Source organism: Catenuloplanes japonicus (genome assembly GCF_000717135.1).
GTDB classification, from domain to species: Bacteria; Actinomycetota; Actinomycetes; order Mycobacteriales; family Micromonosporaceae; genus Catenuloplanes; species Catenuloplanes japonicus.
Genome location: NZ_JNXY01000004.1, coordinates 171647 through 191353, shown reverse-complemented (window position 1 = coordinate 191353; position 19707 = coordinate 171647). Strand labels below are relative to the sequence as shown.

The 19707-nt window shown below is 72.7% G+C and carries 19 protein-coding genes; 9 read left to right on the top strand and 10 right to left on the bottom strand.

What is annotated here, in order from left to right; translation table 11 throughout:
- The first annotated feature begins 38 nt into the window (after positions 1 to 38).
- Positions 39 to 698 carry a class I SAM-dependent methyltransferase gene (locus tag OP04_RS07550; protein ID WP_051797245.1) on the top strand — a complete coding sequence of 220 codons (660 nt, stop codon included), beginning with the start codon at positions 39 to 41 and terminating at the stop codon, positions 696 to 698.
- Between the two features lie 128 nt (positions 699 to 826).
- On the opposite strand, the gene OP04_RS07545 is transcribed toward OP04_RS07550, so the two are convergent.
- Both OP04_RS07545 and OP04_RS07540 read right to left on the bottom strand, forming a co-directional pair.
- Positions 827 to 1291 carry a tetratricopeptide repeat protein gene (locus OP04_RS07545; protein WP_033339072.1) on the bottom strand — a complete coding sequence of 155 codons (465 nt, stop codon included), beginning with the start codon at positions 1289 to 1291 and terminating at the stop codon, positions 827 to 829.
- 112 nt (positions 1292 to 1403) lie between these two features.
- The gene (locus tag OP04_RS07540) at positions 1404 to 2609 is read right to left on the bottom strand and encodes an FG-GAP repeat domain-containing protein (protein ID WP_051797244.1); all 1206 of its coding nucleotides are present in this window, start codon (positions 2607 to 2609) and stop codon (positions 1404 to 1406) included.
- A gap of 308 nt (positions 2610 to 2917) precedes the next feature.
- Here OP04_RS07540 and OP04_RS49280 point away from each other — a divergent pair, with 308 nt between their 5' ends.
- From OP04_RS49280 to OP04_RS07525, 3 genes are all read left to right on the top strand, one after another.
- Complete coding sequence (locus OP04_RS49280) at positions 2918 to 3811, top strand: LysR family transcriptional regulator (protein WP_051797243.1); 894 nt, start codon at positions 2918 to 2920, stop codon at positions 3809 to 3811.
- Between the two features lie 232 nt (positions 3812 to 4043).
- Positions 4044 to 4454: an ankyrin repeat domain-containing protein gene (locus OP04_RS07530; protein WP_033339069.1), complete on the top strand. Its 411-nt coding sequence runs from the start codon at positions 4044 to 4046 to the stop codon at positions 4452 to 4454.
- A gap of 146 nt (positions 4455 to 4600) precedes the next feature.
- Complete coding sequence (locus OP04_RS07525) at positions 4601 to 4912, top strand: hypothetical protein (RefSeq protein ID WP_033338799.1); 312 nt, start codon at positions 4601 to 4603, stop codon at positions 4910 to 4912.
- On the opposite strand, the gene OP04_RS07520 is transcribed toward OP04_RS07525, so the two are convergent.
- Both OP04_RS07520 and OP04_RS07515 read right to left on the bottom strand, forming a co-directional pair.
- Positions 4913 to 5305: a VOC family protein gene (locus OP04_RS07520; protein WP_033338798.1), complete on the bottom strand. Its 393-nt coding sequence runs from the start codon at positions 5303 to 5305 to the stop codon at positions 4913 to 4915.
- Between the two features lie 2 nt (positions 5306 to 5307).
- On the bottom strand, positions 5308 to 6591 hold the full coding sequence (locus tag OP04_RS07515) for an FAD-binding oxidoreductase (protein ID WP_033338797.1): 1284 nt from the start codon (positions 6589 to 6591) through the stop codon (positions 5308 to 5310).
- Between the two features lie 100 nt (positions 6592 to 6691).
- Between OP04_RS07515 and OP04_RS07510 the strand changes: the two genes are divergently transcribed.
- Positions 6692 to 7189 (top strand): MarR family winged helix-turn-helix transcriptional regulator, encoded by a 498-nt coding sequence (locus OP04_RS07510; RefSeq protein ID WP_051797241.1) that lies wholly within the window; start codon positions 6692 to 6694, stop codon positions 7187 to 7189.
- A gap of 106 nt (positions 7190 to 7295) precedes the next feature.
- Here OP04_RS07510 and OP04_RS07505 read toward each other — a convergent pair whose 3' ends face one another.
- On the bottom strand, positions 7296 to 8003 hold the full coding sequence (locus OP04_RS07505; RefSeq protein WP_033338796.1) for an alpha/beta fold hydrolase: 708 nt from the start codon (positions 8001 to 8003) through the stop codon (positions 7296 to 7298).
- A 77-nt stretch (positions 8004 to 8080) separates the two neighbouring features.
- On the opposite strand from OP04_RS07505, the gene OP04_RS07500 reads away from it, so the two are divergent.
- Positions 8081 to 8626, top strand: coding sequence for a TetR/AcrR family transcriptional regulator (locus tag OP04_RS07500; RefSeq protein WP_033338795.1), 546 nt, complete (start codon positions 8081 to 8083; stop codon positions 8624 to 8626).
- Positions 8627 to 8631: 5 nt separating this feature from the next.
- Here the strand turns inward: OP04_RS07500 and OP04_RS07495 are convergent, their stop codons facing one another.
- The 3 genes from OP04_RS07495 to OP04_RS07485 form a co-directional block, all read right to left on the bottom strand.
- The gene (locus OP04_RS07495) at positions 8632 to 9378 is read right to left on the bottom strand and encodes a hypothetical protein (RefSeq protein ID WP_033338794.1); all 747 of its coding nucleotides are present in this window, start codon (positions 9376 to 9378) and stop codon (positions 8632 to 8634) included.
- A 101-nt stretch (positions 9379 to 9479) separates the two neighbouring features.
- Positions 9480 to 10304: a hypothetical protein gene (locus OP04_RS07490; protein ID WP_157239417.1), complete on the bottom strand. Its 825-nt coding sequence runs from the start codon at positions 10302 to 10304 to the stop codon at positions 9480 to 9482.
- Between the two features lie 108 nt (positions 10305 to 10412).
- Positions 10413 to 12938: a hypothetical protein gene (locus tag OP04_RS07485; RefSeq protein ID WP_033338792.1), complete on the bottom strand. Its 2526-nt coding sequence runs from the start codon at positions 12936 to 12938 to the stop codon at positions 10413 to 10415.
- A gap of 213 nt (positions 12939 to 13151) precedes the next feature.
- On the opposite strand from OP04_RS07485, the gene OP04_RS07480 reads away from it, so the two are divergent.
- Positions 13152 to 13454 (top strand): GNAT family N-acetyltransferase, encoded by a 303-nt coding sequence (locus OP04_RS07480; protein WP_033338791.1) that lies wholly within the window; start codon positions 13152 to 13154, stop codon positions 13452 to 13454.
- Here OP04_RS07480 and OP04_RS07475 read toward each other — a convergent pair.
- Both OP04_RS07475 and OP04_RS07470 read right to left on the bottom strand, forming a co-directional pair.
- Positions 13447 to 14793: a cytochrome P450 gene (locus OP04_RS07475; protein ID WP_033338790.1), complete on the bottom strand. Its 1347-nt coding sequence runs from the start codon at positions 14791 to 14793 to the stop codon at positions 13447 to 13449. The genes OP04_RS07480 and OP04_RS07475 overlap by 8 nt on opposite strands.
- 52 nt (positions 14794 to 14845) lie before the next feature.
- Positions 14846 to 16231, bottom strand: a complete 1386-nt coding sequence (locus OP04_RS07470) for a cytochrome P450 (RefSeq protein WP_033338789.1) — start codon at positions 16229 to 16231, stop codon at positions 14846 to 14848.
- Positions 16232 to 16420: 189 nt separating this feature from the next.
- Here OP04_RS07470 and OP04_RS07465 point away from each other — a divergent pair, with 189 nt between their 5' ends.
- Positions 16421 to 17059, top strand: coding sequence for a TetR/AcrR family transcriptional regulator (locus OP04_RS07465; RefSeq protein ID WP_033338788.1), 639 nt, complete (start codon positions 16421 to 16423; stop codon positions 17057 to 17059).
- Positions 17052 to 19703 (top strand): AfsR/SARP family transcriptional regulator, encoded by a 2652-nt coding sequence (locus tag OP04_RS07460; RefSeq protein ID WP_051797240.1) that lies wholly within the window; start codon positions 17052 to 17054, stop codon positions 19701 to 19703. Before OP04_RS07465 ends, OP04_RS07460 begins: the two co-directional genes overlap by 8 nt.
- Positions 19704 to 19707: the final 4 nt, after the last annotated feature.

Sequence of the window (19707 nt, the reverse complement as noted above, 5' to 3'; positions counted from 1 at the left end):
GCTATCAAGCGGCAAGCCCGACATTGCGCGATATTTACGTGGATGTCTATGGCGATGACTACCCGGTGGAGCTGCAGCCGTTCGGCTTCGTCACCCGCACCGACCTCGAGCGCATCGCCGGGCTGCTGGAGATGCCGGCCGGCGGCCTGCTGGTCGACGTCGGCTGCGGTCGCGGCGGCCCCGGCGTCGCGGTCGCCCGGACCGCGGGCGCGCGCCTGCTCGGACTGGACGTGGTCGCCTCCGCCATCGAGGGCGCGCCCGCGCTGGCCGCCTCGCTCGGCCTGCCCGACGCCGAGTTCCGCCAGGGCAGCTTCACCGGCACCGGCGTGTCCTCCGGCTCCGCGGACGCGGTCATGAGCATCGACGTGCTCTGGATGGTGCTGAACAAGCCCGCCGCCATGACCGAGACCGCGCGCATCCTCCGACCCGGTGCGCGCTTCGTGTTCACCACCTGGGAGCCCGCTTACCTCGACCACACGAAACTCCTGGCCAAGGCCGGTCTGGTGGTCGATCTCCGCGAGGAGACCCCGGCCTGGCACGACCGCCAGCGGTCCGTCTACGAACGCGTCCTGGCCGCCACCGACGCCCTCTCCGCCGAACTCGGCCCCGGCGCCGAGGTCATCTTCGCCGAGGCCCGCGACACCCCGCCTGTCCTCGGCGGCACCCCTCGCCTCCTCATCGCCGCCCACAAACCATGAAGCCATCCATGGGTACGCCCGCGCCGTCCACTGTGCTCTCACGAGGCGCACGATCCGCACGTCCGGGCACGGTCTGATCCAGGACTCAGCTCGTTCCTCGCGGGTGCCGGTCCGGCCTGACCTGCCGATCAGCCCGCGTTCTCGAGCTGCTGCCTGATCGTCTCCAGGCCGTCGCGGATCAGGCGGCCGTAGTCGTCGTCCGGCAGCGCGTCCAGGCCGGCCTCCGCCTTCGCGAGATGATCGCGGGCCCGGTCGAGGTCCCCGAGCTTGCGGTAGCAGTCGCACAGGTTGAGGTGCAGCGACGGGTAGAGGCCGGCGACCGGTAGCGTCACGCCGGCCTGTTGCGCCCGGTCGTCGGTGAGCCGGCCGGTCGCGGCCAGCGCGCGCAGATCCCAGCGCAGTTCCTCACGCACGTCGTCCTGGACGTCGGCCATCGAGTGGGCCAGGACGCTGACGTGCAGCGGATCGCCCTGCTCGCCGCCGATCTCCGCCCAGATCTCCGCGAAAAGCTGCCGTGCTGCCTCCCGCCGTCCCTGCCGATGGTGCAGGTCCACGCCCTGCCCGATCCGCACCATCACGTCGTCGAAACCCATCGACATCCCTTCCCGGTCCGGACCTCAGTATCGCGGCCCGGGGAACGACCGCCGGGCCGGGCGTCCGGTGGGGTGGCACCGGCCGCACGGCCCGACGGAGCTCAGGTGACGATCAGGGCGTGGTGACCGCGGTGTAGACCCCGGCCGCCCCGAACCCGACCATGTCGGCGCGGCCGTCACCGGTGATGTCGGCTGCGACGCGCACGTGCTGGTCCACGTTCCAGCCCTGGTCGGAGCCGAGGTCACCGACCAGCAACTGGCCGGGGGCGAACGTGCCGTTGCCGTTGGACAGCGCGATCCACACGCCCTGGATACCGAAGCCCACGATGTCGGCCCGCCCGTCCGCATTGAGGTCGATCACCTGCCGCGGGTGCTGGCGGTTCCAGCCGGACCCTGCGCCGAAGCCGTCGCTGGCCACGGCGAAGTCCCGGAAGTTACCACCGCCGATCGACACCGCGGAGTGCGACTCGGCCTCGGTCTGGCCGAACGCCACGATGTCGGCGCGCCCGTCACCGGTGATGTCGGCGAACGTGTCCATCAGCTGCGGGGTGCTGGCAACGTTGGGCTGCGCGCTGTGCGACAGCGGATAGGTGCCGTCGGTCCGCGGGCTGGTGGAGCGGATGTGGATGGGACCGCTGACCGAGAACGCCAGGAACTCGGCCCGCCGGTCACCGGTCACGTCCTGCACCTTCGGCGTGTCGAACGCGAACGGGAACGAGAACTCGGTCGTCGCCAGGATCGGCGCGGCGAACGAGCCGTTCCCCAGCGCGACAGCGATGTCCACCCGGCCCTGCGAGACGCGGTAGAGGTCGGCGCGGTTGTCCGCGTTGACGTCCGCCATGAAGTAGCTGGAGCCGGGCAGGAACCCGTTGCCGATGGTCAGCGGCGCGGCGAAGCCACCGTTGCCGAGCGCGACCGCCACCATGACGGCGTTGTTCCCGATGCCGACGATGTCGGCGCGCCCGTCGCCGGTGACGTCCGTGACGAACCGGGGGTTCGTGGGAATCCGCCAGCCCTGGTCGAATCCGAAGTCGTGCGACGCTTCGAAGACGAGCGTGAACGTGCCGTCGCCGTTCGACACGGCCGTGGTCACCCCGTCGCCGCCGAATCCGACGATGTCCGCACGCCCGTCACCCGTGATATCCGCCAAAATCCGCAAATGTCGGTCGACACGCCAGCCCTGATTGATGCTGAAGCCGTCGATGACGCGCCGCACACCGGTGGTGCCCACGGCCGACGCGGGCGTGGGTGCGACCACCGTCGCGGCGCACACCAGCGCCGCGCCCGCCGCGGCTCGCGCCAGGATCCCTCTGATCACGTGTTCCCCCTCTGCTCTTTCGATCACGTGATCTCGAGTCTCGGCCGCCGAGGGCGTCCTTCGTGACTGTTGTTCCAATGTGGAACTACCGCTGGCGGCCGCGGCTCCGCGCGGACCCGGTCGCCTGCGGTCCGGGCCCGCAGGTCGACGGCCTCGGCCGACGTCATGCGCGGCAACGCTTCGGGCGGTGCAAAGGTTGTCGTCCGCGGCATCGACCGCTGTCGAGTCCGTGACTGCCGTCCCGCCACGGCCGCGCATAGCATTCGATCTCGGCCGGCCTCGGGCGCGGGCCGGGAACGGGGGCTGCCGTGAACGGGTTCGACATCGACGTGTCCGCGCTGCGCAGCTTCGTCGTGCTCGCGATCGTCCGCAGCTACACGGCCGCGGCCCGCGAGCTGGCGATCACCCCGTCCGGGCTGACCAAGCGCATCCAGACGCTGGAACGGCGGCTCGGCACCCCGCTGATCATCCGGGACCACGGCGGCGTCGGCGGCCTGACCCCGGCCGGCACCACACTGATCCGCGGCGCGGTGGGACTCCTCGACGCGGTCGAGCGGATCACGCTGTCCGCCGGTCGCGACGCCGGCCCGCGGGTGCGGATCGGCGTCCAGGGCCTCGACCCGGCCGTGTTCCAGCGCCGCCAACTGCGGGTCGCCGCGCTCGCGCTGCGCGCGGTCCACCCGGGCGCCTCCATCGAGTTCTCCCTGCTCGGCTACGAGGAGCCCGCGGACGCGCTGCGCAGCCGGCGCGCGGACCTGACGCTGACCGCGCTGCCACCGGCCGGCGACGACGTCGAGTCGACCCGGCTGTGGCCGATGGAACGCGTCGGCGTGCTTCCGGCCCGGCATCCGCTCGCGCGCCGCGGCGTGGTCGACGCGGAGGAGTTCGCCGCCTACCCGATGCTGTTCATCCCGGCCATCTCCGCGGACTTCATGTCCCTGTGGTCGCTGGGCGACACCCGCCCACTGTCCGGCGCCCGCCTGGTCGACATCGCCCCGCGCGACTTCCACGAGATCTACCGCAGCATCGCGTCCACCGGCGGCACCCTGGCCCTGCACCCCGAGGCCGCCCGCAACCGCCCCCGTGACCTGCGCACGGTCACGCTGCGCGGCGCCCCTCGCACCTGGTACCACATCTCCCGCCGCCGCGACGCCCACCACACCCGCGCCGACGCCTTCCTCCGCTTCCTCCACGCCGGCTGAGCCCCGGCTCCTCCGCAGCCAACGACGGAACCGGCAGCGTTCCCCGCGACCCGCGCCGCGCGGTCCGGCTTTCCGGCCACGGCGGAACCGGCTCCGACCGCCGGATCGAAGCGGAGCGTCAGCGGAGTCTTCGAGTAGGCGGAGGTTTGCCCGCGGGAGCATGCGGGCCGGACCACGCCGGAAGCGGGAATATCGGTTTTGATCTTGTCACTGGCAGTCCACAATGTGCCGGGTGAACAGGCGCCGGCGTAAGAAGCTGCAGCGGCAACTGCTGGATGCGGCAGGGTGGGGGACGTCCCGGCAGGTAGCGGCGCTGCTGCGGGCCGGCGCGGATCCGGATCTGCCCGATCGTGACGAGACCACGCCGCTGTACCGCGCGAGTGTCCAGAACAGGGCGGAGGCCGTGCGTGTGCTCGTCGCGGCCGGCGCCGACCCGAACCGGGAGAGCGGCACCGGCGACGAGGGCCTGCCGCTGTGCGCCGCCGCCTGCTGGGGGCACGAGGCGTCGGTCCGCGTGCTGCTGACCGCCGGCGCCGACCCCCGCCTGCGCGAGGACCACGGTGACGGCCGCACCGCCGTCGAGTGGGCCGAGACCGGCGGGCACCACGGCACCCTCGCGCTGCTGACCGCCGCCGATGGCTGAGCGGGCACGGCTGTGCGAGGATGCCGTCATGCTGTCGTACCGAAAGGGCCATGCCGCGTAGGCGCCCGAATTCCCGCGGAGCACACCGGTCGAGCTGGCCTCCGCGGCGCAGGATCAAGGGAGTCTCGGCGCTGACCCGGCTGGCGGTGCGGCGTCTGGAGGATCTCCGCTATCGGCCCGATGACGTGGCGGACGCGCTGGACAGTTACGGCCGCCTGCTGCACCGGCCCGGCCGATGGCTGGACGGCGATGCCCTGACCAGTCCCGGGTGTGAGCCGGAGGACGCGCGGGACCTGCTCGACGACGTGTTGCGCCGGCTTCCGCGGGGCGCGCGCGAGGATCTCGCACGTGTGGTCACGCGGATGGACGACGAGTTCGTGCGCCGCACGCTTCCCGCGCTGTCCTGGACCGACTGGGCCGCCGGGCGCTGGTGGTACCAGCGCGACCGGGAGGTGTGATCACGGCAGTGCCGCGACCTCCGCGTCGCTGCGCAGGATGCAGAACTCGTTGCCCTCCGGGTCGGCGAGGACGTACCAGCCGGTGCCGTCCGGGTTGCGGCGGTCGGCGACGAGCGTGGCGCCGTGCGCGACCAGGCGGCCGAACTCGTCGTCGCGGGTGCCCTCGACCGGGCGCAGATCGAGGTGGATCCGGTTCTTGACCTGCTTCGGGTCCGGGACCTCGATGAACAGGATCCGGTGCCGGCCGTCGGCGGAGAAGATCATGCACTCCTCGTGACCGGGAAGGTTCGGGTCCTCGGCGTCCTCGTGGTAGTCGAGCACGCCCTGCCACCAGCGGGACTGCGCGTAGGCGTCGATGCTGTCCACGGTGGTGTGCGAGACGTAGGCGGTCATGCTCAGATGATCTCATCGCCGGGCGGGATGTTGTGGTTGATGCGGAAGACGTTCGCCGGGTCGTATCGACGCTTCACCGCGACGAGACGTGCGTAATCGGTCGCGCTGTAGGCGCGCCGCACGCGCGCCGGGTCCGCGTCCGCGTCGAAGAGGAAGCCGGGCAGCATCGCGCCGGTGTCCCACGGCCGCAGCCGTTCCAGCAGCGTGGCGGCCTGTTCCTCGGCGCCGGCGGGCATCCGTACCCACAGGTGGAAGGCGGCGCCTTGGGTGGAGACGGCGTGGGACGCCGGTCGGTCCAGCGCGCCACCCAGCTGCCGGAGCTCCACGTTGAACGGTGCCACCATGTTCGCGACCAGCGTCTCCACCGCGTCGCCGTCCAGGTCGCGGAGCAGCGCGCTGCGCAGATGCGACGTGACCGGCCCTTTCGGGTCCTGGTGGATCCCGGTGATCCCCGCGTAGGGCATCGCACCGAACGTGTCCGACTCCGGCCCGAGCGCGCGCAACGGCCCTGCCGACGACCCGTCCCCGGTGTCGATCACGCGCACCTGCACCACCGACCGGCCACGGAACTCCGCCGGCAGTTGCGGCACGTCCGGGAAGCACAGCAGCGTCACCGACGACGACACGGTGTCCGGTTGGACCCGCGTCCAGTCACCGTAAGCGTGCAACACCTCTGCCGCGCGAAGACCAGGAAAAGCCAATAAACCACCATATATGGTACGACTCGGAACCAGCACGATCTCGGCCGAGACCACGATGCCGACGTTGCCCTTCCCGCCGCGCGCCGCCCGGAACAGCTCCGGCTCCCGCGAGTCGGAGACGGTGCGCACCTGCCCGTCCGCGGTCACGATGTCGAGCGAGCGGACGTGGCCCGCGGCGAACCCGTGCGTGCGGCAGGTCAACGGCAGCCCGCCGCCGGTCAGGAAGCCCATCACCCCGACGCCGCCGGACGACCCGCACAGCGGCGCGAGTCCGTGCGGGGCCGTCGCCGCGATCACGTCCTCCCACCGCAGCCCGGCACCGATCCGCGCGGTCCCCGCTGCCGGATCCACGGTCAGGTGTCGCATCCGACTCGTGTTGATCAACACCGCGTCGTCCGCCGGAACGGACACGCCGTGCCCGGTGGACTGCACCGCGACCGGCCGCCCCTCCTTCACCGCGAACCGGACCGCCTCGACGACGTCCTCGGCACACGTCGCGATCATGACCGCGGCGGGCCGATGCGTGACCGTCCGCAGCCAGCCCTCGCCCGCCTCGTCGAAACCGTCGTCACCCGGATGGAGCATGCCGACCTCCCACCTAAAAACGTTGGCCGCGCCAACGTTGGTGCGGCCAACCATAGCGGGCATTCGTGGGTACGGCCAACAGCTTTGTTAGATTTCCCGGGTGCACACCGGAGACAGCCCGCCGCCCGAGCGCCTGCGCGTGCTGCCCAGCCGGCTGACCAACCAGGCCGCGCTCACCGCGAACCGGATCGTGGACCACGCGCTCGGCCAGGCCGGGCTCCGGCGCTACCACTACGCGCTGCTCGCCACGCTGGACGAGTCCGGACCGGCGAGTCAGGCCGCGCTCGGGCGCCGCACCGGCATCGACCGCAGCGACATGGTGGCGACCGTCAACGACCTCGCGGAACGGCACCTGGTGCGGCGGTCGCCCGACCCGGACGACCGCCGACGCAACATCATCACCATCACGGCCGCGGGCGGGGAGCAACTCGTCCGCCTCGACGCGCTGCTGGCCGCCGCCCAGGACACGTTCCTGGCCCCGCTGCCCGACGACGACCGCCGGCAGCTGATCGACCTGCTCACCCGCCTCGTCGACCACCACGGCGACCGCACGGCCCGGCCGTCCGAGGGCTGGCCGGGCCTGCGCCCCGGCACCTGAGTCCGGGCTCAGCCGCCAAGCGCCCTGCCTTCCGTGATCCAGGCGTCCCTCATGTTGTTAGAACAACATGAGGGACGCCTCGGATCACCGGCCGGTGATCCGAGGCTCAGGCGCCTGCACCGAGGCTCAGGACCAGGTCGCGCACGGCCTCCGGCTGGGACAGGAACGGGTGGTGGCCGGCCTCGATCTCGACCACGTGGCCGGCCTTGCGGGCGTACTCGCGCTGCAGCCGGGCCGGGGTGCCCCGATCGCCGGCGCACACCAGGTAGGTGGTCGGCACGTGCTGCCACGCGGTGGCCATCACCTGCTGACCGGTGACCTGTACGTTCTGCCGCGCCAGATGATCAGGCCCCTGCGCCCGGACCTCGGCGTCGCAGTCGTGCAGGAACGTGTCCACCAGCAACTCCGGGCGGACCCCGAACGTACCCTCGTCGGGGTTGATGTCCAGGAACGGCGCCGGGCCCTCCTCGCCGAATTCGGACAGGCTCTGCCCGGCCTCCGGCAGGTAACTGGAGATCAGCAGCAGGTGGCGCACCGTGTCGACACCCGCGGCGGCCTCCGCGGTCACGATGCCGCCGTAACTGTGCGCGACCACGATCGTGGGCTCGTCGCCGCTCTCCAGCACCGCGCGCACGGCCGCCACGTCCTCGGCCAGCCCGGGACCGCCCGCACCGGCCGGCACCCCGGTCTCGCCGCAACTCGGGAGCAGTGGAGACGTGCTGGTCACGCCGTGTTCTTCCAGCAGCGCGGCCGTGCGGTGCCACCACCACGCGCCGTCGCGCACGCACGCCCCATGGACGAAAACAACCCTCATGACTACCTCCGCGTCGTGCCGGTCAACCTTCGTGATCAACGGTAGACGTAGCGGTTGTTACGTGAAAAAATGCCACGATGGGACGACGACCGCAGCCGGAGATCAAGGAACGGTTGCTGGACGCGTGCACCGACCACGCGCTCGCCCACGGCCTGCCGGACCGGCTCGAGCCGCTCGCCCGCGCCACCGGCACCTCGGCCCGCATGCTCATCTACCACTTCGGCACGCGCGACGTGCTGCTCCGGGCCGTGCTCGGCAACGCGCGGCAGCGGCAGCTCGACGCGTTCGGCGCATTGCTGCGCGCCCGGCCCGGCGAGCCCTACACCGCCACGCTGCTGCACGCCTGGGCCTCGATGACCGGGCCGGAGGGGCGGCCGTTCCTGCGGATGTTCGGCGAGCTGCGGGAGAGCTCGGTCGAGCCGCTGTGGCCCGACTTCCGCCGCGTCGCGACCACGGACTGGCTCGGCCCGCTCGCGGACGGCCTGCGCACCATCGGCCGCGAGGACCGCGCCACGCTGGTGCTCGCGGTCATCCGCGGCCTGCTCATGGACCTCGACGCGACCGCGGACACCACCCGTACCGATGAGGCGTTCCGCCTTTTTCTCCGCTCGCTGGACGCCTGAACCGGTCAGGCCGGGTGCACCGCCTGCGGCCGGTGCCGATCCGGCAGTGCCGTGTAGTCCCCGGACTGGCCGGCGAGATCCCGGACGTCACCGAGACTGTCGATGAACGCCTCGAACGCCTTGATCAGCGCGTCGATGCCGGTCTCGATCAGCTCGCCGACCGCCTCGGCCAGATCCCCGATGGCCTCCAGCCCGCCGGCGCCGGTCGAGGCCGCAGTCTCCGCCGCGATCAGCTTCGCCAGCACGTCCGTCGCCATGTCCGCGAGGTCCGTGGAGTACTCGACGTTCTTCTTCGCGATCTTCAGCAACCACTGGCTGACGAACTCGGCCTTCGTGGTCATGTCGTCGATCGCCGGCTGCTGCTGCTTCGACTTGCGGTCGTACTCCGACTTCGCGTTCCCGGTCCACTCCGACAGGTTCTCGCCGGTCGGCTGGCCCGCCCGGCTGGACAGCAGCGAGACCGGCGACCTCACGTCGTCGACCCACCTGAACGCGGTGCCGATCAGCCCGGTCACCGGCTCGTAGTGCCGTTTGCACCGCGCGACCGTGTCGACCAGCGCCTTGATCCGGTGGGCCAGCGACTTCAGCGCGTCGGCGACCTTGCGAACCAGCGGGTTGTCGGAGATCTCCCTGGCCAGCGCCTCGACCTTGCCGACGACCCGGTTGAACGTGTCGACGATCTTCTTGATGTCCGATGTGATCGCGTCGAGGGCCTTCTCCAGCAGCCCTTTCAACTCGTCCGCGGTAGCCATGACCTACTCGCTGTAGATCTTGTCGAGGTCCAGCTGCACCTGCGACTCGGCGTCGTCGTAGGCCTTGCACCCCTCGGCCATGTCTCACCGTCCCGTTCGTGTCATCGTCGCCAGTCCTTCGGGTCGTTCCGGTCGTCGTCACTGCCCCAGCCGCCGTAGTCGTCGGCCCAGCCGGTCTCCTGCGGCGCGTCATGCGCCGGAACCGCGGGCGACGCGACCTGCTCCGTGGCGGGTGCGGGCCGGACTGTGGCGGGTCCGGTCCCGTCTGCGGCTGATCCGGTCCCGTCTGCGGCTGATCCGGGCTCGTCTGCGGTCGGTTCAGGGAGGTGCGGGAGGCCCTGGGCGGCCCGGAGCACCGACAGCGCCTCTCCGCTCAACACCGTCACCGGCACCGCCCGCAGGTCGTCGGCCGCCGGGCTGACCCCGACGACGGTCCCGTTCTCGCCGCGCGCGATCAGAAGGCCGCCGGTCGCGGTGCGCACGTCCGGCGGCGACGCGGCCGGGAGGCGCTCCAGACGCTCCCGCTTCTCGTCGATCGCGGCGAACCGGGCGCGCATCACCGCCACCCACTCGTCATCGCCGAGATCGGCCGGCAGCGGCGCCGGCGCGATGTAGGGCGCCGGGCGCGACGGGCGGCCCGCGTACCAGACCGCCACCATCGATCGCGCCACCGCGGCACGGCAGGCGGCGTGCAGCCCGTCGGCAAGACCGGTCGTCGACAGGTACCAGGGCCACGCCGGGTCGACCGTGACAGCGACGACCCCACCGGCCCGGTCCACCGCGACCCGGATCAGCCCGGTGCGGTCCGTACCCTCGAACGGCCCGTCCGGATCCTCCGGCGGCGGACCGGGCTCGAGCGGCACCGACGGCAGCGCACGGTCCAGCCGCGCCACCGCCGCATCCACCGCCTGACTCAACGGATCCACGCCCCCGCCCTCCTCACCCGTGGGATGTGCGGTGAGCCAACCACCGGAAACGGCGTTCGACCAGCGTCCAGAACGATCCCGAACTGTTCCGAACATCCCGGAGTACGGTCAGTCGCCGGCGCGCCAGGCGGCGGCCAGCGCGGCCATCTCCGGGCCGGCGGACCACAGCCGGGTGACGTCGGCGGGAACGGCGGCGTCCAGCAGGCGGCGCAGACGCCGGGACGGGAGGCGGGCCAGCTTGCGCGACTCGGTGCGTTCGCGGCGCGCGGTCAGCCCGGTGGCGGTCAGGTAGTCGGCGGGCGGGGTGAAATCGTCCGCGGTCGCGAGGTGGAGCGCGCCGGTGGCCAGGATCGTGGCTGTCGCCGACGGCATCGGCAGGTGCTGTGTCCACGCCGGATTCCAGCGGATCGGGCCGCGCTCGTGCAGCAGCGTCACGAAACGGCGCAGGCGGTCTTCGGGGAGCCGAGCGTCTGCGGGTGCGCGGATCAGCGAGGCGGTGCCCTCGGACAGATGCCCGACCACGACGCCGGAGTCCGGATCGCCGTCCGTGACGACGAGCCGGCAGCGGTCCAGGCCGGCGTCGGCGACCGCGGCCAGCAGCGCGGCAAGCGCCGCACGGATCGGTTCCGGCGTGGTCTCCATGGCCGCCCGCAGCATGAGCGCCCCGGGCGTCGGAAGAACCCGCCACCACGTGGGTACGGCGTGCGACGCCTCCGCTCGGGCGACGTGCGTGGTGGCGTTCGTGCCGCCGGTGTTCGTGCTGGTCCGGTGCGTTCCGGCGGCGCTCGTGGGGCCGGGGCTCGTGGTGGCGGCATGTGCGCCGCTCGTGTGCGGGCCGGTCGCCTTCGTGCCGGTCAGGCTCGCGCTGCTCGTGTGCGCGCTGGAGGTCGCTGCCAGGGCGGCACCGACCCGCGCGACGTGACCGAGTACGTGAAATCCCGGCAGCGGGCCGTCGACCCGGCCGGTGATCACACGCGGCTGACCGGTGGACACGAGCCCGGCGAGGCCGTTGGTGATGTTCCGATCGTCGGCGTAGGCGGACACCGGCGCCGGGTGCGGCATCCCGGCAAGCGCCGCGAATCCGGCAATCTCCTCCGCGACCAGCTCGGCATCCCGCACCACCCGCGCGACGGCGGCAGTCAGCACCGGATCTGCGGTCGGCACCGGCTGCGCCGCCACCACCGGATCCGAAGGTGGCACCGGAGCCGTGCTCAGGGCGCCGCCGCCGGTCCGCGCGTGCGCAGCCCTCAGCGCCGCCGCACCCAGGGCGTCCATGGCGCGCAGCCCGGCAGAAGCGGCCGGGTCGCGTGGCTGAAGCCGGTCCCACCAGGCCGGCGGCGGGAGCTCCGGCGGCGGATCGCTCCACTCCGGCGGGCGATAGGCGACGGTGCCGCTCGCCGCATCCCAGAGCCGTACCGCCCCGGACCGTCCGGCCGTGACCAGCACATCCACGCCCGGAATCCGCAGCACCCCGGCGATCTCGTCAAGATCGGCCCCGTCCGGCAGCGCTACCTCACGCCCGTCGATCGCGCGCACGACCAGCCCGCCCGGCGTATCCACCACATCCCACCCGGCCTCCCCGCCCACGAGACCGAACCCCTCGCCAACCGCCGGCCACCGGTGCCTCCGCACCGCATCAGCCACCGGCACCTCGGCGAATCGCCCGCTGCCGGCCGAATCCAGAAGATCGAGGTCGGAGGCCGCGTCCCCCGAACTCGGCGGCTGCCCGGAATCATCGGGAACGAAGACCTCGTCCGGCGCGTCAGCCCAGAAGCCTCGGCCACCGCCGGTCCCGTCATAGCTGGTGAAGAAGAGCCGTCCGCCCCGCGAGAACGCGCCGATCCACCCCGGACCGCCCGGCACCCGATGTCGTGCCGCGATCCCGTCCGCCCCGAGGACCACCGCGTTCTGGTAGTCGTAGACGGCCAGCCGTGGCCACCGCTCCACCACTCGGACCTGGTCCGCGGCGAGTTCCGCACACGCCCGGTCCCAGGCGTCCCAGGCCAGCTCCTGCGGGAGTCCGCACCGCAACGTCCGGGCCACCGCCGCATCGAGGTCGAGTCGCCGTACCCGGTCCAGAAACACCCCGAACGCGGCCTGCCCCGCCGGAGATCGCAGCGGCACCAGCGAACGCAACGCCTCCGCCATCGGCGTGATCGGCAGCCGCTCCAACCGTGCCGTCACCGCGTCGACGTGCGCGGTCAGCGCATCGCGCACGCCGGGGACCGCGAGTGCGCGCCCCAGCAGGTGCGGATGCATCGGCTCCCGCGCGGACGGATCAGCGCCGAAGTAATAGCTGCTCAGCAGCTCCGCACACGCCTCCCGGAACCGTTCCCGGACCGGCGGACAGGCGGCGAGCGCCCGCAACGACCGTCGTCCCGGCGCCTCGTCCGCAAACCACGACAGCAGATCAACAGCCCCGCCGTCATCGGGTACGAAAGGAACTCCCTCGGCCAGGACCAGGTCGTAGAGATCCAGCGCGCGCCCGATCGGCGGCAGTACGATCGGCGTCCCGTCCTCCCGGAGCCGCGCCGCCGACGCCTCGATCTCGGCCAGCAGTGCTGTGGGCCGAGGCTGGGGGAGCGTGGCCGCCCATCGGTCGACCGCCGCCTGTACTTCTCCCGCGTCGCTCATCTCGATCAACGCGCGGCGCCGAGGCCGGGGGAGCAGCGGCTACGTCTCGCGTCGGCGGGTAGCGGAGGTGGCGGCGGCACATGGGCTCCATGAGGTGATCAGGACTGCGCTCATGCATTGTCCCGGAGGATGGTTCCACCGTGCGGAGCTCTCGGCGCCACATCCGTGACCCTGGCACGGCGCGGCGGGGGACGGGGGTGGTTGGATAGCGGGGTGACGTACACGGTGAGTGATCTGGTGGAGAAGGAGCGCTTCGAGGCGCGGGACGAGGCGGGGGCGCTCGCGGGGCTGCTCACCTATCAGGTTACCGGGCCGATTATCGCGTGCACGCACACCGACGTGGAGCCGGCGTTCGCCGGGACGGGGGTGGAGGATGTGCTGTGCCGCGCGGTGATGGAGGACGCGAAGGCGCGTAACCGGACCGTGGTGCCGATGTGTCAGGTGCTGAGCGCCTGGCTGGACAAGCACCGTGAGTACGAGAAGATCGTTGCCCGGTCCACCCGGCGGGTCAAGTGAGGGACAGCCGCAGGCCGGTGGGGAACGCGGTGAAGGCCAGTTTCTCGCCGACCGTGCCGCCGTGCGGTGTCAGCGTGAAGTCGCGGCACAGCAGGCCGGTGACCAGCGTGGTCTCCAGCAGCGCCAGGTTGCGGCCGGGGCAGTAGCGCGGTCCGGCGCCGAACGGGTGCAGCGGCGCGGGGGCCGGCGGTGTGTCACCGAGCCACCGGTCAGGATCGAACAGATCGGGGTCCGGTACGGCACGTGCGCCGTGGCTGAGCAGCAGCAGGATCGACTGGCCCTCGGTCAGGTGCAGGTCGTAACCGGTGCCGGGCAGAACGGTGTCGCGGGTCGGGCGGAAGCCCATGACGGGTGCGACCGGCCGCAGCCGCATCGACTCCTGGACGGCGGCGTCGGTGAACGGCAGCTGCCGTAGCGCGGCCGGGTCGGAGGGCATCCCGTCGGCGCCGAACGCGGCGACGGCCTCGGCGCGCACCCGGGCCTGCGCGCCGGGGAAGCGTGACAGGTGGTGCAGCGTCCAGGCGGCGGCCGACGAGGTGGTGTCCTGGCCGGCGACCAGCATGGTGAGCACGTTGCCGACCAGTTCCTCGTGGCGCAGATCCTCGACGCCGACCAGCGCCTCCAGGAACGTGCGCGGGGAGGCGCCGGTCGCCATCCGCGCGGTGGCCTCGGCGAACGCCTCCCGGACCAGCGCGTCGACCTCGCGGATCGCGGTCTCGCGGCGGCGGTCGCGGGGGAGTGTGACCAGTTTGTGCAGCGGCAGCGGCGCGTACAACCGGCGTCCGACCTCGGGGAACAGCTCGGCCAGGCGGGTGTGCAGCCCGTCGCCGGTCGCCTCCAGGGAGTTGAGGTCGTGGCCGATGGCGAGCGCGGTGGTGACGTCCAGCGTGAAGCGGCGCATGTCGTCCAGCACGTCGACCGGCCGGCCCTCGGCAGCGGCGGTGGACCAGCGGGCCTGCAGGCGGGCGGCGGACCGGGTGACGGTGGCGAAGTACTCCCGCAGGTAGGCGGCGTTCAGGCTGCGCGCGGCCATGGTGCGCAGCCGCCGCCACTTCGCACCCTCGGCCGTGAAGACGCCGTCAACCCCAAGATCTTCGAAGACCGGGCCCACACGGGTACGGGTGAAGCCGTCCGGCCGATCGCGCAGCACCGCCTCGACGATCGGCCCGTCGCCGGTGACCACGATCGGCATCCGCCCGAACCGCAGCCGGTAGGTCGGCCCGTACTCGCGCGCCCACCGGTCGTACGCCCGGTGGCCGTCGCGGTCCGTGCGCATCTGCACGAGGTTCCCGACGACGGGCAGGGGCCGGGGACCGGTGAGGTCATCGACGGTACGCATGGGGTGGAGCTCCTTCGCGGTCGGACGTCATGTCTGACAACGTGCGGAACCCTCAGGAGTTCACAGTGGTGATGCGCAGCCGCAGGCCCTTGGGGAACGCGGCGAACGCCAGCTTCTCCTTCACCCGCCCGCCGCCCGGCGTGATCGTGAAGTCGCGGCAGGCCAGCGCCGCGACCAGCGTGGCCTCGAGCAGCGCCAGGTTGCGGCCGGGGCAGAAGCGCGGGCCGGCGCCGAACGGCAGCAGCGGCGCGGACGCGGGCGGCGGGTTGCCGCCGAGCCAGCGCTCCGGGCGGAACTCGTCCGCGTCCGGCACGGACTCGGCGCCGTAGGACAGCAGCAGGATCAGCGACGTCCCGCGAGGCACCTTCAGGTCGTGGTCGGTGCCGGGCAGCACGGTGTCGCGCAGTGCGCGCAGCCCGGCCGTGGGCGCGACCGGCCGCAGCCGCATCGCCTCGTTGACGCACGCCTCCGCGAACTCCAGCTTGCGGATCGAGGACGGGTCGGTCGGCATCCCGTCCGGCCCGAACGCGGCCAGCGCCTCCTGCCGCACCCGCTCCTGCGCCTCCGGGTGCGTGGCCAGGTAGTGCAGCGTCCACGCGGCGCTGGACGAGGTGGTGTCCTCGCCGGCCAGCAGCATGGTCATCACGTTGCCGACCAGCTCCTCGTGGGTGAAGTCCGGCCCGACGGCCAGCGCCTCGAGGAACGTGCGCGGGGAGGCGCCGGTCGCCATCCGCTCCTTGGCCTGCACGTGTGCGATCCGGACCAGCGCGTCGACCTCGCGGACCGCGCTCTCCCGGCGGCGGTCGCGGGGGAGCCGGACGAACCGGTGGTACGGGAACGGCGCCTGGATCCGGCGCCCGATCTCCGGGAACAGCTCGGCCAGCCGGGTGTGCAGCCCGTCGCCGGTCGCTTCGAGCGAGTTGAGGTCGTGGCCGATCGCGAGCGCGGTGGTGACGTCCAGTGTGAACCGCATCATGTCGTCCAGCACGTCGACCGGGCGGCCGGACGAGGCGGTCCACCGTGTCTGCAGCCGGGTCGCGGAGCGGGTGATCGAGGTGAAGTACTCGCGCAGGTAGGCGGCGTTGAGGCTCTGCGCGGCCATCTTGCGCAGGTGCCGCCAGCGGTCGCCCTCCGCGTTGAACACGCCGTCGATGCCGAGCTCGCGGAAGATCTTGTTCACGCCGACGCGCCGGAAACCGTCCGGCCGGTCACGCAGCGCGGCGCTGACCGTCGGGCCGTCGCCGGTGACGACCACGCGGTCCCGGCCGTAGCGCATCAGGTAGGTGGGCCCGTGCCGGTCGGCCCAGCGGTTGAACGCACGGTGCTCGTCGCGGCCGAGCAGCAGCTCCGGAAGGTTGCCGAACACGGGCATGCCGCGCGGACCGGTCAGGTCGCGGACGGTGCGGACGGTGCGGGGTGCGGTGAGTCCGGCCGTCATAATGCCTCCCCAGAAGATCCGCAGGCCAGTGAACTTTATCGTCGTTGACGAGACTATGACAGCGGCCCTGCCGGTTACCGAGCGTGTCGATGCCGTTCACCGCGGCTCCCAGCCGGATAGGCGACAGAAATCGATATATCGCGTTTCGCTAGAGCCGGTCTCCAATGAGTCGACCTACACTCGGTCGTCATGAGCACCACCGAGGCGGGTCCCGTGCGCCGCAGCCGTCGCGCGGGGTACACGGCGGCGACCCACCGCTCGATCCTCGACGCGGCCCGCCGCCTGTTCCGCGAACGAGGTTACTTCGCCGTCAAGGTGGAGGAGGTGGCCCGCGAGGCCCGCGTCTCGCCCGCGACCGTCTACTCCGTGGCCGGCGGCAAGTCCGGGATGCTGCGCACGCTCACCCAGCTCTGCTCCGCCGCGCCCACCGTCACGGCTAACCTGGAGCAGATCCGCCGCGCCACCGACCCCGGCAGGGTGCTGGATCTGGTCGCGGACACCACGCTCGACCTCCGCCGCGAGTGGGGCGACGTGCTGCGGGTGATCATGGCGACCGCGCCGCACGAGCCGGACGCGGCCGCGTCGCTGGCCGTGGCGACCGACCGCTACCGCTCCGGGCTGCTGCTGGCCGCCACCCGGCTGTCCGGGCTCGGCGCGCTGCGCCCCGGCGTCGACGTCCGGCACGCGGACGCGCTGCTCTGGTTCTACTTCGGATACTCGTCCCTGTTCACGCTCGTCGAGGACCTGCACTGGAGCGACGGCGACGCGGTGGCCTGGCTGCGGACCGCGGCCGCCGACGCGCTGCTGACGCCGGTCGCCGGTGCCTGAGGCGGACGCGCAGATGTGGTTCCAGGTGCTCGGCCCGGTGCGGGGCCGCCGGGACGGCACAGAGCTGGAGCTCGGGCCGCCCCAGCAGCGCACGCTCCTCGCGGTGCTGCTGGCCGCGGCGGGCGAGCCCGTGGGCGTACCCACGATTCTTGATGTGTTGTGGGGTGACGCCCCGCCGACGGCTGCCGCGGCCACGGTGCAGCAGTACGTCAGCCGGCTCCGGAAGATCATCGAGCCGGACCGGCCCGCCCGCGACCAGGGCGGCATCATCCGCCGCACGGCCGGCGGCTACCAGCTGGCCGTGGACGAGAACCAGGTCGACCTGCTGCGGTGGCGCGCGCTGATGGCCCGCGGCCACGCGCTCTACCCGACGGACAAGCCCGGGGCCGGCGCGCTCTACCGGGAGGCGTTCGCGCTCTGGACCGGCCCGGCCGCGGCGAACCTGCCGCCGGAGGCGCGCGCCCACCCGGTCTTCACCGGCCTGGACCGCGAGCACGTGACCGTGCTGTTCGACTCCGCCGAGGACGCGCTGTCCTGCGGCTACGGCGCCGGGCTGGTGCCCGCGCTGGACCGCGCCGCGAGCTGGCACCCGTTCGACGAGGGCCTGCACGCCCAGCTGATGCGCGGGCTGGCCAGCGCGGGCCGCCGGGCCGACGCGCTGATGCGCTACCGCGAGGTCCGCGAGCGGCTGGTCGACGAGCTCGGCATCGAGCCCGGCCCGCTGCTGCAGGCCGCGCACCGCGAGCTGCTGGCCGAGCCGGAACCCGGCCCCGCCCCCGTGGAGTCCCCGAAGCCCCAGCTGGTACGCCCCGCGCAGCTGCCCGCCCCGGTCGAGGCGCTGCACGGCTTCCTCGAGGCGCTCGGCGTGCCGCGCGGCAACCAGCCGTCCACGCTGGACGGGCTGGCCGCGCTCTACCGCAGCGTGCTGGCCGGCCGCCGGATCCTGGTCGTGCTGGACAACGCGCGCGACGACGAGCAGGTCCGCCCGCTGCTGCCGGGCACGGCCGGCTGCGCGGTCGTGGTGACCAGCCGCAGCTACCTGGGCGGGCTCGCGGTCGACGAGGGCGCCCGCTCGATCGGGCTGGACGTGTTCTCCGACGCGGACGCGTACCGCTATCTGCGCTCCCGCCTCGGCAAGGAGCGCGTGGACGCGGAACCGGAGGCGGCCGCGGAGATCATCGAGGTGTGCGGCGGGCTGCCGCTGGCACTGGCCATCTGTGCCGCCTGGACCGAGCGCAGCCCCGCGTTCACGCTCGGCACGGTCGCGGCCGAGATCCGCCGCCGCGCCGGACTGGACGCGTTCGCCGGCGTCGCCTCCGGGCGGGACGTGCGCGCGGTCTTCTCCTGGTCCTACCGGCGGCTCACGCCCGGCGCGGCCGAGATGTTCCGGCGGCTCGGCATGCACCCGGGCGCGGACGTGGCGCTCGGCACCGCGGCCAGCATCGCCGGTCGCAGCATGCCGGAGACGATCCGGATGCTCGGCGAGCTCACCGACGCCCACCTGATCACCGAACTGCGCCCCGGCCGGTACGGCGCGCACGACCTGGTCCGGGCCTACGCGGCCGAGCTGGGCCAGCCCGACGAGCGCGAGGAGACGCTGCGCCGCACGCTCGACCACTACCTGCACTCACTGATCGCGGGCGCGCAGCTGGTCAACCCGCTGCGCACGCCGGTCGAGGCGGGCACGCCGGCCCCCGGGGTGCGCCCGCTGGCGCCGCGGGACACGGACGAGGCACTGGCCTGGTACGGCGAGGAGCGGGAGAACATCCGCGCCGCGATGGACGCGGCCGAGCAGCACGGCCTCGACCCGTACCTGTGGTACTTCGCCTGGGGCCTCAACGGCTTCCTGATGGACCAGCTCGGCCGCTGGGACGAGGTCATCCCGGCGTCCCGGCGCGCGCTCGCCGCGGCCGAACGGCAGCACTCGCTGTGGTGGCGCGGCTACCTGCACAACGCGCTCGGCATCTGCCACCACCGGTTCGGCGACTACGCGGAGGCGTACCGGCAGTGGTCGCTGGCCGCGAAGGCCGGACGGGAGGCGGACGACCCGGTCCGCGTCGGCATGGGCCTGGCCGGGATGGCGAGCACGCTCACCGACCACGGGCGCTGGCCGACCGGCGACGAGATCGAGCGGGCCGCCGCGTTCGCGGACGAGGCCGTGGCGCTCTGCGCGCACCTCGACGGCGCGGCGCGGACGGACTCGTACACGACCCGGGCCCGCGAGCTGGCCGGCATCTGCAGCGAGTTCTTCGCGCTGCGCATCCTGCACCGCAGCGGCGACGTGGAGGCGGCCGCGGCCGAGCTGCGCCGCGGCATCGAGATCCACCGCGGCAACGACAACTGGGCGCGCGAGGGCTGGGGCTGGGAGCTGGTCGGCCGCATCTACCAGCACGTCGGCAAGGACGCGGAGGCGATCGAGGCGTACGAGCGCAGCCTCGCCCTGATGCAGCGCTGGCAGTGGAGCGGCATCGAGGTGCTGGTCTCGCTGGCCGCCTCGCACGCGCGGCTCGGCGACCGGGCCGCCGCGGGACGGCTGCGCGCCCGCGCCCGCAGGCTCGCCGACGGTGTCTACCACGCGTACGCCGACCAGCTCCGCGCCCGGCTCGACGCCTACGAGAACGCCTACGACCCGGCGGAGCGCTGAGCCC